The organism is Rhodospirillaceae bacterium, assembly GCA_002746255.1.
In the GTDB taxonomy this organism is placed as follows: domain Bacteria; phylum Pseudomonadota; class Alphaproteobacteria.
Window position 1 is genome coordinate 79,875 of the sequence record NVWO01000005.1, and the last position, 14,946, is coordinate 94,820.

A 14,946-nucleotide genomic window follows, 5' to 3' on the forward strand; every position below is an offset into this window, starting at 1 on the left:
ACGCCGCCGGGGCGGACAGAGCCTTATGCCGGCGGTTCGATTGCTCTTTCGAAGGAAGCGTAATTGTTGCGGCGCGCTTCTTTCATAATGGCATGAATGTCCTCATCCGGCGTGCCGATGGCATGAAGGACGGTCCCGGCAAGATGCAGGCTTGCTTCCAGGGTTTCCGAAACGGCAACCGTGGCGCCGGCAACTTCAAGGGCGCGACCGTGTTGACGGTCATGGGCGCGGACAACGATGCGAAGATTGGGGAAATTTTTCCGCAACACGGCAAGGGTGCGTTCCGTCGCCTGCCTGCTGTCAATGGCAATCAATGCCGCCGACGCGCGGCCTGCCCCCACCGCGTTTAAAACGTCCAGCCGACGGGCATCGCCGTAATAAATCGGCAATTTTCGCCCCCGCCAGAACGTTACATTGTTCGCATCCATGTCGATACCCATGTAGGGAATGCCGCGTTCCGTCAAAAGGCGGGCAACGGTTTGTCCCTGACGGCCGAACCCGGCAAGTATGACGTGCCCTTGCAGGGGTTTTATTTTCTTCACAATCTCTTCGACTTTCGGTCCCGTCTTTTCGGTCATCGCGCGCGCGATACGGGTGCTGAAGAAGGCCAGGACCGGGGTCAGCACCATCGTCAGCGCCACCGCCGCCAAAAGAAGCTGGCCCGTCGGCTCGGAAAGCACGCCCAATTGCATGCCGGCACCAAACAGGATGAAAGAAAACTCGCCGCCCTGGGCAAGCAGAAGACCTATCCGAAGGCTGCGATTCCAGTTGTAGCCGAAGACGCGGCAGAGAACGGCAATCAACACCGACTTCGTGAAAAGGATGCCGAGGACAATCGACCCGACAAGGGCCGCATGATCGAGGATATAGGCAAGGTCGATCAACATGCCGACGGCCATGAAAAAGAGGCCTAGAAAAATGGCACGAAGGGGCTGAATATCAGCGGCAACGTGGTGCCTGTATTCCGTTTCGGCCAGCATCATGCCGGCAAGAAAGGCGCCAAGGGCCATGGAAATGCCGAGCTGTTCCGTCGCCCAGCCGATACCGAGCACAAGCAACAGCGTTACCGCCGACAGAATTTCAGGGTTTGCCGTCGAGGCAATCATCCGGTAGATGGGCCGCAGAAGCAGCCGCCCGAAAACAAAGATTGCCACCAGCGCAATCGCCGCCCGTATTGCGGTCTCCCCAAGGGCCAGCGGGATGGACGCCGCGTCCTCGCCAAGCATGCCGACAAGTAGAAGCAAGGGGCCGACCGCCAGATCCTGAAACAGGAGAATGCTGAGAGTGGTGCGTCCGACCCGGCTTGCCAGTTCGCCACGCTCAACCAGCGTCTGAAGAACAATCGCCGTCGAGGAAAGCGCCAGCCCGGCGCCTATCAAAATCGCCGTCGGCGCCGCCTCGCCAAACCAGATCGCCACCGCACCAAGCACCAGGCCGCAAGTGAGAACCTGCAACGTGCCAAGGCCGAAGACAAGCCGGCTCATCAGGCGCAGCCGCTCGACGGAAAGTTCCAGCCCGATCATAAAGAGAAGGAAAACGACGCCGAACTTCGCCAGCGCCTTTACGCCTTCGACATCCGCCAGCATGGCAAACCCGTAGGGGCCAATCAGCGCGCCTGCGGCAAGGTAGCCAAAGATGGGACTGAAACGAAGGCGCTGAACGATTGGAACGACAAAGACGGCAGCAACGAGCAGAATAAGAACGTCGAGAAGGTTGCTCGATTCTGGCATCCTGCGAAGAATTTCCCGTCCTGTGGCCTCTGCCTAGTTGCTTGAATGTAACGGCGGCGCAGACGAATACCAAGGGAACCTTTTGGCTGGAACGCCGCCACCGAAACACCAATCGTTTTTCCCTTGCTGCGTCCCATGCTAAAGAAGAGCCATTCTGCCCGTCACCGAATGGCGCCAGCCTATGCTTCTGCTTGAAATCGCGTTTGGATTTGCCCTTCTGTTTGCCGGAGGCGAATTTCTTGTGCGCGCCGCCGTCACCCTTGCCCGCCACCTTCGGGTCAGCCGGGCTTTGATCGGCCTGACCGTCGTCGCCTTCGGCACGTCCCTGCCCGAAGCCTTCGTCAGCCTGAAGGCCGCGTTGATCGGGGCACCAGGCATTGCCATCGGCAACGTCGTCGGCAGCAACGTCGCAAACGTTCTGCTTGTCGCCGGACTCGGAAGCGTGCTGGCCACCGTCACCTTCAAGCGCGGCCTCCTGAAACGGGACGGCATCGCCCTTGTTGTGGCGACGGTTGTTTTTTTCGGGGTTGCCACCACCGGTCACATCGCGACCCCGATTGCCGCGATCTTTCTTCTAAGCCTCATCACCTATGTTGTTTTCAGTTACCGGCTTGAGCGAAAAGACAAAGACATCGCCGATCTGCACGCACGCGAAGCGGCGGATATTCCCGACCACCGCCCCCCCTGGCAGAGCCTTCTGATATTGGTGGCAGGGTTTGCCGGTATCCTTCTCGGCGCGGAACTCCTGATTGGAGGTGCCATCGAAATCGCAGAGCTGGCCGGCGTCTCGCAAGCCGTCATCGGGCTGACCCTGGTTGCGCTTGGCACGTCGCTTCCCGAACTCGCCGCGTCCGCCGTTGCCGCCTGGCGCGGGTATGGCGATGTGGCGATGGCGAATATTCTGGGAAGCTGCCTCTTTAACATTTGCGGCGTTCTCGGCGTGGTGGGGCTTGTCGCCCCCTTGCCCGTCGTCGATGAAATTATTCATTTCGACAATTGGATCCTTTTAGGGGTCACGCTTTGCTTTGTGCTTCTGACCGCCCTTGGCACCCGCATCCCGCGAGCCGTCGGCGGCCTGTTTCTGCTTGCCTATGCCGCCTACATCACCCTTCAGTTCGTCGGGTTTTCCGGCGTGAACGCCATCGGCTAAAAAGGCCGCTAGAAAAATGTCAGACCGCTTGTCACACCACCGGCCCTCACGCATCCTTCGATCAGGATGGCAATCATGACGGCAACAACCCACCAAACCGCCCTGGTCACAGGGGCCGGCCAGCGTATTGGTCGGGCCATCGCGCTGGATCTGGCCCGCCATGGCTGGCGCGTGGCCCTGCACTACCACCACTCACCAGAAGCAGCGCAATCCCTGGCTGAAGAAATCCAGCAGGCTGGGTCGACCGCCGCCCTCCTCGATGCCGATCTCGCCAACGAAGCGGAAACCGCCGAGCTGGTCCCGCGCGCGATCAAAGCGCTGGGGCCTCTTGGCCTGCTGGTTAACAACGCATCGGTTTTCGAACTCGATACGATAGCAACGGCAACACGACAAAGCTGGGACGCCCATATGGAAGTAAACCTGCGCGCCCCCTTTGTCCTTTCCCAGGCCTTCGCAAACGCGCTTCCACCAGAGACCCATGGCAACATCATCAATCTGATCGACCAGCGGGTATGGAATCTGACGCCGCATTTTATCTCTTACACGCTCAGCAAAGCCGGGCTTTGGACCCTCACCCAGACGATGGCGCTGGCCCTGGCCCCGCGCATCCGGGTGAACGCCATCGGCCCTGGGCCAACGCTGCCTTCCCAACGGCAAACCGCCGAACAATTCTCGCACCAGGCGGCGAAAATGCCCCTTGGCCGCGGCACGACACCGGAGGAAATCTGCGCGGCTTTACGTTTTCTGCTTGCAGCCCCCGCCATGACCGGGCAAATGATGGCCCTGGACGGCGGTCAGCATCTTGGCTGGGCACCGCCCCCGAATGAAACCATGCCGTGCGAATAGACCCGACCCAGACGGGTTGGTGTAAAGGTTTAAATCCGTAACAGGGAACAAGCCGAGGATGTCACAACCCGACCTCGTTCGCCCCAGCCCCGCCACCGAAACGGAAAAACCGTTTCGCCGCGTCTTCATTCGCGACTTCATCCTTCCCTGCCAGATCGGGGTGCACCATCACGAGCGCGGGCGCACCCAGCGTGTCCGGGTGAATGTGGACCTTGCCGTTTATGAAAACACCGCCGCGATCAAAGACCGGATCGAAGACGTCGTCTGTTATGAGGCAATTGTCGCCGGTGTCCGAAAAATCGCCGCCGCCGGACATCTCAACCTTGTCGAAACCTTCGCCGAGAAGATTGCCAGTTTCTGCCTGAAGGATGCGCGCACCCAGGAAGCCCGGGTGCGGGTCGAGAAACTCGACGTTTTCGAAGACGTCGCCTGCGTCGGTATCGAGATTACGCGCCAGCGTACAAACCAAGAACGCTAAACAATCCCACAAGAAAACCAAGGTGTTATCCGAACGGGTTGCGATCAGGGTTGCACACAGGCACCCACCGGCGCGCATCTGCCTGGAAATTTTGCCGCCATTTTCAATGCGACCGGCAATCGTAAAAAAAAATTATTTTTTAAATCAGTCTGTTAGACGAATATCGCCGAAAGCACCTTTTCCAGCCGTTCTCCAGAAAAACGGCTTTTTTCCGGCATTTCCAGCCTGTCATCCTCAGCCTTATCCACAGCTTTGGTGTTCATTCCTACTTCCCCTATTCTATACTCTCTCTAAAGCGAGCCGGACCCCATCGAATGAGCGCAAAACCCCGTCAATCGCGGACCGGGCCGAAGAAGACCGCTCCGCCACCATCGGTGCCGTCCTTGGTGCCGCCATCGGTAAAGGCGGGGGTCGAGGCCATCGCCCGCTACCTCCCCACCCTGCCAAAATCTCCGGGCGTCTACCGCATGATCGGCTCGACCGGCAAGGTGCTTTACGTCGGCAAGGCAAAAGCTCTTCGCCGACGCGTCGCCAGCTATTGCATACCCGCACGCCTGTCGCCCCGTCACGCCAAAATGGTGGCGGAGACCGCTTCGATGGAATTCATCACGACCCATACGGAGGCCGAGGCCCTGCTTCTTGAAGCCAACCTGATCAAGAAGCTGAAGCCCCGCTACAACATCCTGCTTCGGGACGATAAATCCTTCCCCTACATTCTTATTCGCGGCGACCATGCCTGGGCGCGCATCATGAAACACCGGGGAGCCCGCAGCCAGAAGGGCGAATATTTTGGGCCCTTTGCGTCCGCCGGGGCGGTAAACCGGACCCTGGCTGCCCTTGAACGGGCCTTCCCGCTTCGCTCCTGTTCGGACGGCATTTTTGCAAACCGGACACGGCCCTGCCTGCAACACCAGATCCGGCGCTGTGCAGCACCTTGCGTGGGACGCATCCCCCACAAAGAATATGAGGCCATCGTTCAGGAAGCCCGCGACTTTCTCGCCGGCCGGTCCCGCAAGGTTCAGGAAAAGCTGGACAAAAAAATGCGCGCGGCAAGCGCCCGGCTCGACTATGAAAGCGCCGCCGTCTACCGCGACCGCATTCAGGCGCTCACCCAGATCCAGGCCCATCAGGATGTTGTTGTCGAAGGCCTTGGCGAAACCGACGTCATCGCCATCCACCAAACGGGCAATGCCTGCTGCATCCAGATTTTTTTCTTCCGCGCCGGGCAGAATTTGGGGAACCGTTCGTACTTCCCCGCCCAGGCAAAACACGAAACGGCCGAAGATGTGCTGGCCGCCTTTCTTGGCCAGTTTTACGACAACAAACCACCGCCGAAGCGCATTCTTCTAAGCCATAAAATTCCGCACATGCCCTTGATGGCCGATGCCCTTTCCTTAAAGGCAGCGCACGGCGTCACCCTTGCCCGCCCCCTGCGCGGGGGAAAACGAAAACTCATCGCCCACGCCCTTGCAAATGCCCGCGAGGCCCTGGACCGACGGCTGGCGGAAAGTGCCGCCCAACGCACGCTTCTCGAAGGCGTGGCCACGGCCTTTGGTCTGGAATCCAGCCCGGAACGGATCGAGGCTTACGACAACAGCCACATCTCGGGCACGAATGCCGTTGGCGCCATGATTGTCGCCGGCCCTGCCGGGTTTCTGAAAAGCGCCTATCGGAAATTCACGATCCGTAGCGCGGGCAAAGGCGGCATCACACCGGGCGACGATTACGGCATGATGCGCGAGATGCTGACCCGACGTTTCAGCCGGGCGCTCAAGGAAGATCCCGCGCGCGAAAGCCTCGCCTGGCCGGACCTGCTGCTGATTGATGGCGGCAGCGGCCATTTGCGTGCCGCCACCGAAACGCTGGCAGATTTGGGATTGAGCGACATTCCCGTCCTCGCCATCGCCAAGGGTCCGGACCGGGACGCCGGGCATGAGCGTTTCTTCCAGCCGGGCAAGCCCCCCTTCCAGCTGAAGCCACGCGACCCGGTGCTCTATTTCCTTGAACGCCTTCGCGACGAAGTCCACCGTTTTGCCATTGGCAGCCATCGCGCGAAACGCTCGAAGGCAATCCGCCAATCCGTGCTGGATGCGATTTCAGGCGTGGGCAGGAAACGCAAGCACGCCCTTCTGCATCATTTTGGCTCGGCCCGCAGCGTCGCCAGCGCCGGCCTGAAGGATCTGGAAAAGGTCGAGGGGATTAACCGGACGGTCGCCAAAAAAATATATGAGCATTTTCATAGCGGCGGCTAGAATGATCGATATTCAAGCCAAGACTGGCCGGGCGCAGCGGATGCCCGCCACCTTCTGGCCCACGACCTTCTGGATAGACGCTCCATGATTCTCAACCTTCCAAACCTTCTGACGCTTTCGCGCATCCTCTCACTGCCCCTGTTTATCGCTGCATTTTATCTGGAAGGGGTGACGGCCCAATGGACCAGCTTTGCGATCTTCGCCCTGGCCAGCATCACAGATTTCTTCGACGGCTATTTGGCGCGCGCCTGGAAACAGCAATCCGGCTTTGGCCGCTTCCTGGATCCGATTGCCGATAAGCTTCTGATCGCCGTCGCCATCGTCATGCTGGTRGCATTTGATCGCATTTCAGGCCTCGCCGTCCTGCCKGCATTGGTYATCCTGTGCCGGGAAATTCTTGTTTCCGGCCTGCGGGAATTTCTCGCCGAAATCCGGGTCAGCGTGCCGGTCAGCTATCTGGCAAAATGGAAAACCGCCATTCAAATGCTGGCCATCGGCTTTCTGCTGCTTGGCGATGTCGTCCCCTTTCTGCCGCTTGGCGAGATCGGCACATTTGGCATCTGGGCAGCAGCCCTGTTGACGCTAATTACCGCCGTCGATTATTTCCAGCACGGGTTGGGGCACCTTCTCAAAGCGCCTGCAACGCCAGCGCCCGCGCCGGATCGGAAAAAGCAGGACCTGAAAGAAGATTCGCGGAAATCAGCCCCGGAGACCTGACATGCCTTTAGAAGATACAAAGCCTCAGGACACATCTTCCGAACAGGTGAAAAGGCAGAAAGTGAAGCGCCCACACACGAATATTTTCGGCATTACCGGCACCAGTGGCAGCGGCAAGACAACCCTGATGACAAAACTTTTGCCGGAATTAAAGGCCCGGGGCCTTTCCGTCTCGACGGTGAAACTTTCGCATCACGACATCTACCTGGATCAACCGGGCAAGGATAGCCACAACCATCGCATGGCAGGCGCGAAGGAAGTCATGCTGGCGTCGCGTAGCCGCTGGACGCTGTTTCACGAACATGAGCCGGGCGGGAAAAGCCCCGACATTCTGACCCTGACCGCACAGATGAAGCCGGTCGATCTTATTCTTGTCGAGGGACGGCGCGCATGCCCCCTTGGCAAGCTTGAAGTCCATCGCCCAGGTGTAAGCCAGGAACTTTTTTGCAAGGAAGACAGCAGCATCGTCGCCGTGGCAAGCGACGGCCCCATTGCCGGGCTTGGCGTTCCCCTGATTGACCTGAACGACATCGCCGCCATCGCCGACTTTGTCATCCAGCGGATGGGGCAAGCCGCATGAGCGAGCTTCGCGACGATTGTTTTAAAGCGGGCGACCGGCGCATACCGATGGAAGAAGCGCTTGGCATTCTAAACGCGCGCCTAAACACCGTAACGGACATTGAAACGGTTCCCTTAAACGCGGCGGCGGGCCGCCTGTTGGCAAAAGACGTCGTCTCCCCCCTTGACGTGCCGCCCCATGATAACGCTGCCGTGGACGGATACGCCGTCTGCTTTGACGACCTTGGCAAAACAGACGAAACCAGCTTGCCCGTCACCGGGCATGTTGCCGCCGGGCACCCTCTGGACCGCGCCGCAAAACGCGGCGAGGCGGTGCGCATTTTTACCGGCGCCCCCATGCCGGAAGGCACCGACACGGTCTTCATGCAGGAGGATTGCACCGTGGACGCAGATTGCGTCCGGCTTCCAGCGGGCATTGCGCGCGGCGCGAACCGGCGCAGGCGCGGTGAAGATATCCGCAAAGGCGACGGCGTGCTTGCCGCCGGGCACCGGCTTCGGCCGCAGGATATCGGGCTTGCTGCCTCCATCGGCCGGACGCAGCTGGACGTGTTTACGCCCCTTCGGGTGGCTGTTTTTTCGACCGGGGACGAAATCCACGAGCCGGGCACGGATTTGCCCGATGGTGGTATTTTCGATGCCAATCGCTATACCCTGATGGCGCTGTTAAACGGAATGGGCTGCGCCGTCACGGATCTTGGCATTCTTCCGGACCGTCTGGAGGCCATTCGCGATGCCTTGAAGGACGCCGCCAGATACCATGATCTTTTGTTTACCTCCGGTGGCGTCTCGGTCGGCGAGGAAGATCACATTCGCACTGCCGTCAACACGATGGGCAAAATTTACTTCTGGCAATTGGCCATCAAACCGGGCCGCCCCATCGCGCTTGGCCAAGTGGGACATGTGCCCTTCATCGGCCTGCCCGGGAACCCGGTTGCCGCCATCGTCACCTTCCTGCGTTTTGCCAGACCGGCGATCCTGCGTCTGGCGGGCGCAAAAAACACGGAGCCGCTTATCACCCGAGTGAAGGCTGGCTTCGCGATGAAAAAGAAGGCCGGACGATGCGAATGGCTGCGCTGTCGATTGACCCGCGATGCCAAGGGCGCACTTGTCGCCAAGGTGTTTCCGCGCGAAGGTTCGGGAATTCTGTCTTCGATGGTCTGGTCGGATGGTCTGGTCGAACTTCCCGAAGCGCTGACCAATGTCGAGGAAGGCATGGACATTGAATTTCTGTCCTATGCCGAGGTGATGCCATGAAGCGAGGTGATACCATGAAAATTGTCTATTTCGCCTGGCTGCGGGAAAAAGTGGGCCTGGCCGAAGAAGAGGTGACGCCGCCGGAAAACGTGCGCGACATCGACGCCCTGCTGGAATGGCTGAAGGGGCGAAGCGACGGCCATGGTGCCGCCCTCGCCGACCTTAGAATGGTGCGCGTTGCCATCAATCAGAGTTACGCCGCCGGCAACCACCCGGTCGGCCCGAAGGATGAAGTCGCGCTTTTCCCACCGGTCACCGGAGGCTAGGCAATGATCCGCGTGCAGCGGCAACGCTTTGACGTCAACGTCGAGATCGAAAAACTGACGGCCGGAAATCCGAAAATCGGTGGCGTGGCCACCTTCATCGGCTTCGTCCGCAACGAAAGCCAGGGCGAGGCGGTGACGGCCATGACCCTCGAACATTATCCCGGCATGACCAAAAAGACGCTTGAGAAAATCGAAGCGGAAGCCAACCGCCGCTGGCCCCTGGAGGGCAGCCTGATTGTCCACCGTTACGGGAAGCTTGAACTTGGTGAGGCGATCGTGCTGGTGGCAACGGCGTCGGCCCACCGCCAGGCGGCGTTCGAAAGCTGCCAGTTTCTGATGGACTGGCTAAAGACCCAGGCACCCTTCTGGAAACAGGAGGAAACGGTGGCGGGCAAACGCTGGGTCGAGGCGTGCAATACGGACACAGCTGCGGCGAAAAACTGGAAAAAGAAAGACCCGTAATCTTCCTCTTAGAAGACGGCTAATCAGTGCCGTTGCGCACAAGACGGTCGTAATCTTCCATCAAATTGCGGGTCATCTCGCCCACGGAAAAGCGAAACTCGCCAATCTCGCGGATCGGCGTGACCTCGGCCGCCGTGCCGGTGAGAAAGGCCTCTTCGAAGGTCGCCATTTCTTCCGGCTGGATGGCCCGCTCAACGGTCACAATGTTGCGCTGACGCGCCAGCTCAATAACCGTTCGCCGCGTAATACCGTTCAGGAAACAATCCGGCGATGGCGTATGAAGCACGCCGTCCTTGATGAAGAAAATGTTTGCCCCCGTCGCTTCCGCAACCCGCCCCCGCCAATCAAGCATAAGCGCGTCGTCATAGCCTTCCTGCTCGGCGTTGTGCTTTGAAAGCGTACAAATCATGTAAAGGCCGGTAGCCTTTGTCTGGGTCGGTGCCGTGTTCGGCGCTGGACGGGCCCATTCTGAAATTTTCAGCCGCAAGCCTTTGAGGCGCGCCTCCTTCGAAAAATAGGACGGCCAGGGCCAGGCGGCGACGGCAACGTGGATCTTGGTTTCCTGGGCGGCAACGCCCATCATCTCGCTTCCCCGCCAGGCGACCGGACGAATATAGCCGTCCGAAATTTCAAGCGCTTCGATCACCTCGCGGCAGGCGGCATCGATGGCGTCAATTGTATAGGGAAGGTCGAAACCAAGGGTTCTGCCGGAAGCGAACAGCCGCTCCGTATGCTCCGTCAATTTGAAGATATGGCCGCCATAGGCACGTTCGCCTTCAAACACGCAGCTCGCATAATGCAGGCCATGGCTGAGCACATGAAGCTGCGCCTCGCGCCATGGAACCATGGAACCATCGTACCAAATGACCCCATCGCGATCATCGAAGGGCAACACCGACATCGGCAGCGTACTTTCCTGGAAAAACCCTTAGAAATCCCTCGTCCCACGGAAAAGGGTATTGATCCGAGTAACATTCCCGTCCATATATGTCAACATGACTGACGTAAAATCCGGCGTGAACCCACTGTTTCTGCGCGAAGAGGAGCTGCGCCAGGGCATGGAGCTTTTGTTCTACGCCTACCGTGATTTTACGGCCGAACCCGACGCAATCCTTGCAAAAAACAAACTTGGCCGGGCCCATCACCGGGTTATTTATTTCGTCGGACGCTATCCCATGATCAGCGTCAGCGAGCTGCTGGACATTCTTCGCATCACGAAGCAAAGCCTGTCGCGCGTCCTCAGCGAACTTGTTCGCCAGGGCTTCATCACCCCACAACCCGGACAGCGGGACCGTCGCCAACGCTTGCTACAACTCACCACAAAAGGGGCCGAGCTTGAACGCAAGCTCTCTGAATCCCAGCGCCGGCGCGTCGCGCGTGCCTATCGCGCCGCCGGTGCCGAGGCCGTCGAGGGATACCGCAAGGTTCTCGCCGGCATCATCGACGAGGAAACCAAGACAAAACCCCGACGCAACCGCAACCCCGGAACCTGACCCCCGCCATCGGCCTGGCTGCGCTATACTCCCCCCATGACAATGGACTGCACGCATATTCTGGTTGTCGATGACGACACACGACTGCGCGACCTGTTGAAAAAATACCTCTCGGAAAATGGCTTTCGGGTAACGACGGCGCAGGATGCCAAAGACGCACGCGACAAGCTTCAAAGCCTGGCGTTCGATCTGATCGTGCTCGACGTCATGATGCCGGGCGAAAGCGGCATTGATTTCACCCATGCGCTTCGTCAAGACAGCAACATCCCCATTCTGCTTTTAACGGCAATGGGGGAAGCGAACGACCGCATCAAAGGGCTGGAGGTCGGCGCCGACGACTATTTGCCAAAACCGTTTGAGCCGAGGGAACTCGTGCTGCGCATTCAAACCATCCTTCGCCGGTCGCAAGTGGACGGAGACGTGGTGACGGAAATTTTCCTTGGGGATTTTTCCTTCAACCTTGCGCGCGAGGAATTGCGAAAAAATGGCGAGTTGGTGCGCCTGACAAGCACCGAGGCGCGCCTGCTTTCCGTCCTGGCACAAAACCCAGGAAGAGCCCTAAGCCGGGAAGAGCTTGTCGAAAAAAGCTGCGTTGACGGAGGGACCCGCACTGTCGATGTACAGGTGACGCGGCTTCGCCGTAAAATCGAACCGGACCCAAAACTGCCCCGCTATCTGCAAACCATTCGCGGACAGGGCTATGTGTTGTGGCCGGACCGCTAGGACAAGATTGCTAGGACAGAGGGATGATTAAACGCTTCCTGCCGCAAACGCTTCTCGGGCGTTCCCTGATGATCATCGTGATGCCGCTGATCCTGCTGCAGGTCGTCTCAGCCTATATTTTCTACGAACGCCACTGGTATACCATCACCCGCCACCTTGCCAGCAGCCTGGCCGGCGAGATCGGCGTCATCATCCATTTGATGGAAACCGGCGCGGCCTTGCCGCCGCAAAAAGCGCGTCTTGATCCGGTCCTGAAACTGCTCGAAATTCGCACCGAATTACGAAAAGGCGAAACGCTTCCTGCGGCGCTGCCAGACCCGTTTTTCAGCTCTCTCGACGTGACGCTTCGGCGTGAGCTTGCGGTACATCTTCCGTATCCCTTTCAGATCGACACGCAAAGCTACGACCGGGAAGTCCTGATAAATGTGAAGATGCCGGAAGGCGTGTTGCGCATTGTTGTGTCACGCAAGCGATTGTTCAGTTCAACCACCTATATCTTCATCCTGTGGATGGTCGGGGTTTCCCTTGTCCTGTTTGCAATCGCAACCCTTTTCATGCGCAACCAGGTGCGTCCGCTTCGCCGTCTTGCTATTTCCGCCGACCGCTTCGGGCGGGGGCTCGACGTGCCCGATTTCAAGCAGGCGGGGGCGCTGGAAGTGCGTCAGGCCGCCAGCGCCTTCACCCTCATGCGGGAACGAATCCAGCGCCAGATTTCCCAGCGGACGGAGATGCTGGCCGGCGTTTCCCATGATCTGAGAACGCCGCTGACGCGGATCAAATTGCAACTGGCCCTCATGACGGACCATCCGGACATCGCCAATATCCAAACCGACATCAACGACATGGAAACCATGCTGGAAGGCTACCTTGCTTTTGCCCGTGGCGAGGGCGGCGAAAACGCCGTGGCGGTCAATCTTGGCGCCTTGCTTGACGAGGTTGTGGCGAGCGCGCGCCGGGAGGGGGCCGCGATTGATCTGCACGTCGAAGGCGACATGGTCTTGCCGTTGCGGCGCGACGCGTTCAAGCGCGCCCTTGTCAATCTTCTCTCCAACAGCCAGCGCCATGCCGAGCATATTTCCGTTCGCGCAGGCAGACGCAACGATGGCGTCGTCATTACGATTGATGACGATGGCCCCGGCATCCCCCCCGACAAACGCGAAGAAGTCTTTCGCCCTTTTTACCGACTGGACACGTCGCGCAATCGCGAGACCGGCGGCGTTGGGCTTGGGCTGGCCATCAGCCGCGATGTCATCCGTGGACATGGTGGCAATATTGCGCTCGACGCCTCCCCCCTCGGCGGCTTGCGCGTACGGATCCGGCTGCCGCTCTAGCCGCGTCGCGCAAAAAAAAGCCGCCGGAAAACCGGCGGCTTTTTCAACAACGGCCTGACAAGGCTAGCCTGACAAGGCCAGCCTGACTTGGAGAGACGAGGCCGACTACTTGGCCGCCTTCGCTGGGGCCTTGCCATTTGCTTTCGCCTTGCCGTTTTGCTGCGCGGCGTTGCGAAATTCATCGAGGCCTTCTGTAAAACGCTGCTCGACAACCTCAAAGATTGCGGTTGCAGATTTCGTCGCAAGATCCGTAAGCGTGCCGGTATCCGCAACCGTCTCTTCGAAAAGCGACCCGGCCAGATCGGCCTGCTTCGTTGCCGCCTCTTCCGGCGTCTTGGAACCCGCAATCGCTTCCGTGCCTTTCGTGTAGGATTCGATGCGGTCCTTCGCAATTTCGCTCTGACGCGTCGTCAGGGACTGGAAGCCTTCAAAGACCAGCCGGCTCACTGCCGTCGCCACTTCCAGATTCTTGCGCTGAATTTCAGCCAAGGCATCGGTGTTCACCTGCGGCACAGCAAAACCTTTAAAAAGTTTTGTCATCTCTTCGTTCAAAAAGGGATTGAATTTATCCATGGGTTTTATCCTCTGTGGGTTTTATTCTCAGTTTCTTTCCAGAAGGCTGCGGCAAATGGCCTGCAACCCCGTTCACGTCCTTTAATCTTGCAACACAACATAATAATGTTGCAACGCACAATATGAATGGCAATATCGTCTGGGGAACCTGTGCCGTCAAGCATTTTTTTTGCAGTGCACAATAAATTAGGGCGCTGACGCCGATGATGGCGCAAAATAACGGCAGAAAATAGCTGATTATTGAATGATGCATCGCCGCATATAAATGGCAATCAGCCGCCGAGATCCCGGGAGCGGACCGTTGCCGCCGCGACCGCGCGATCCAGAAGCGCCTGCAACCCGCCCGCCGCCATCAGCACGTCCAGGGCCGCCGCAGTCGTGCCACCGGGGCTGGTGACGTTTTGGCGAAGGACATCGGGCGCGTCGTCCGAGCGCTGCAACAAGGCACCGCTGCCGCTGAGCGTCGCGCGCGCAAGCCGCCATGCCAGATCGGCCGGCAACCCGGCCTTGATCCCTGCCTTTGCCAGACATTCCGCAAACAGAAAGACATAAGCCGGGCCGCTGCCGGAAACCGCCGTCACGGCATCCAGCAACGCTTCGTCCTCGACCCAGTCCATATCACCGACCGCCTCAAGCAATGTCTGGCAAAGGGCACGCTGGGCGTGCGTGACGGAAGCGTTCGCACAGGCGACCGACATGCCCTGGCCAATGGCCGCCGGCGTGTTCGGCATGGCGCGCACGATGGCCGCCGGCCCCAGTTTTTCCTCGAAAAGGGCGATGCGTTTGCCAGCTATAATGGAAAGAAAAACGGTGTCGGGCCCGACAAAGCGGCGACAGTCAGAAAGGACCGTTTCGATCGCCTGAGGCTTGACGGCCACAACGACAACCGCCGGCCGCAAGCTGTCTTCCAAGGTTCCAATTGAAGAAAGGACGCGAAGCCCGCCGCCATAACGAGCCTCAAGGGCCTTGGGCATTGGCTCAACAACGATGACCTGTTCGCGCGCCAGGCCGCCTTCGAGCAAGCCGCCCAGCATGGCGCCGCCCATCTTTCCACAGCCAATGAGAAGAACGGATCCTTCCACCTTATCCCAC

Annotated in this window: 16 protein-coding genes; 12 read left to right on the top strand and 4 right to left on the bottom strand. The window is 59.1% G+C overall.

Annotated elements, in window-relative coordinates; genetic code table 11:
• Nucleotides 1-23: 23 nt before the first annotated feature.
• On the bottom strand, nt 24-1,730 hold the full coding sequence (locus COA65_04760) for a hypothetical protein (protein PCJ60140.1): 1,707 nt from the start codon (nt 1,728-1,730) through the stop codon (nt 24-26).
• A 181-nt stretch (nt 1,731-1,911) separates the two neighbouring features.
• On the opposite strand from COA65_04760, the gene COA65_04765 reads away from it, so the two are divergent.
• From COA65_04765 to COA65_04805, 9 genes are all read left to right on the top strand, one after another.
• Nucleotides 1,912-2,880: a sodium:calcium antiporter gene (locus COA65_04765; protein PCJ60141.1), complete on the top strand. Its 969-nt coding sequence runs from the start codon at nt 1,912-1,914 to the stop codon at nt 2,878-2,880.
• 75 nt (nt 2,881-2,955) lie between these two features.
• Complete coding sequence (locus COA65_04770) at nt 2,956-3,726, top strand: short chain dehydrogenase (GenBank protein ID PCJ60190.1); 771 nt, start codon at nt 2,956-2,958, stop codon at nt 3,724-3,726.
• Nucleotides 3,727-3,784: 58 nt separating this feature from the next.
• Complete coding sequence (gene folB / locus COA65_04775; protein ID PCJ60142.1) at nt 3,785-4,204, top strand: dihydroneopterin aldolase; 420 nt, start codon at nt 3,785-3,787, stop codon at nt 4,202-4,204.
• Between the two features lie 314 nt (nt 4,205-4,518).
• The gene (locus tag COA65_04780; GenBank protein ID PCJ60143.1) at nt 4,519-6,456 is read left to right on the top strand and encodes an excinuclease ABC subunit C; all 1,938 of its coding nucleotides are present in this window, start codon (nt 4,519-4,521) and stop codon (nt 6,454-6,456) included.
• 84 nt (nt 6,457-6,540) lie between these two features.
• On the top strand, nt 6,541-7,173 hold the full coding sequence (pgsA, locus tag COA65_04785) for a CDP-diacylglycerol--glycerol-3-phosphate 3-phosphatidyltransferase (protein ID PCJ60144.1): 633 nt from the start codon (nt 6,541-6,543) through the stop codon (nt 7,171-7,173).
• Nucleotide 7,174: 1 nt separating this feature from the next.
• Nucleotides 7,175-7,753 (top strand): molybdopterin-guanine dinucleotide biosynthesis protein B, encoded by a 579-nt coding sequence (mobB, locus tag COA65_04790; GenBank protein PCJ60145.1) that lies wholly within the window; start codon nt 7,175-7,177, stop codon nt 7,751-7,753.
• The gene (locus COA65_04795) at nt 7,750-9,006 is read left to right on the top strand and encodes a molybdopterin molybdenumtransferase MoeA (GenBank protein PCJ60146.1); all 1,257 of its coding nucleotides are present in this window, start codon (nt 7,750-7,752) and stop codon (nt 9,004-9,006) included. The genes mobB and COA65_04795 overlap by 4 nt, the downstream gene beginning before the upstream one ends.
• A gap of 14 nt (nt 9,007-9,020) precedes the next feature.
• Nucleotides 9,021-9,272: a molybdopterin converting factor subunit 1 gene (gene moaD, locus COA65_04800; protein ID PCJ60191.1), complete on the top strand. Its 252-nt coding sequence runs from the start codon at nt 9,021-9,023 to the stop codon at nt 9,270-9,272.
• Between the two features lie 3 nt (nt 9,273-9,275).
• A complete protein-coding gene (locus tag COA65_04805; protein ID PCJ60147.1) occupies nt 9,276-9,734 on the top strand; it encodes a molybdenum cofactor biosynthesis protein MoaE in 459 nt (152 codons plus the stop codon).
• 19 nt (nt 9,735-9,753) lie between these two features.
• On the opposite strand, the gene COA65_04810 is transcribed toward COA65_04805, so the two are convergent.
• Complete coding sequence (locus tag COA65_04810; protein PCJ60148.1) at nt 9,754-10,635, bottom strand: branched-chain amino acid aminotransferase; 882 nt, start codon at nt 10,633-10,635, stop codon at nt 9,754-9,756.
• A gap of 94 nt (nt 10,636-10,729) precedes the next feature.
• Here COA65_04810 and COA65_04815 point away from each other — a divergent pair, with 94 nt between their 5' ends.
• The 3 genes from COA65_04815 to COA65_04825 are packed head-to-tail and all read left to right on the top strand — an operon-like array spanning nt 10,730 to nt 13,281.
• Nucleotides 10,730-11,227 (top strand): MarR family transcriptional regulator, encoded by a 498-nt coding sequence (locus COA65_04815; GenBank protein ID PCJ60149.1) that lies wholly within the window; start codon nt 10,730-10,732, stop codon nt 11,225-11,227.
• Between the two features lie 42 nt (nt 11,228-11,269).
• Nucleotides 11,270-11,950 carry a DNA-binding response regulator gene (locus tag COA65_04820; protein ID PCJ60192.1) on the top strand — a complete coding sequence of 227 codons (681 nt, stop codon included), beginning with the start codon at nt 11,270-11,272 and terminating at the stop codon, nt 11,948-11,950.
• A 23-nt stretch (nt 11,951-11,973) separates the two neighbouring features.
• On the top strand, nt 11,974-13,281 hold the full coding sequence (locus COA65_04825; protein ID PCJ60150.1) for a two-component sensor histidine kinase: 1,308 nt from the start codon (nt 11,974-11,976) through the stop codon (nt 13,279-13,281).
• A 105-nt stretch (nt 13,282-13,386) separates the two neighbouring features.
• On the opposite strand, the gene COA65_04830 is transcribed toward COA65_04825, so the two are convergent.
• Together COA65_04830 and COA65_04835 are read right to left on the bottom strand one after the other, a co-directional pair.
• Entirely contained in the window at nt 13,387-13,854 is a 468-nt protein-coding gene (locus COA65_04830; protein PCJ60151.1) for a hypothetical protein, read from the bottom strand.
• Nucleotides 13,855-14,126: 272 nt separating this feature from the next.
• The gene (locus COA65_04835; GenBank protein ID PCJ60152.1) at nt 14,127-14,936 is read right to left on the bottom strand and encodes a pyrroline-5-carboxylate reductase; all 810 of its coding nucleotides are present in this window, start codon (nt 14,934-14,936) and stop codon (nt 14,127-14,129) included.
• Nucleotides 14,937-14,946: the final 10 nt, after the last annotated feature.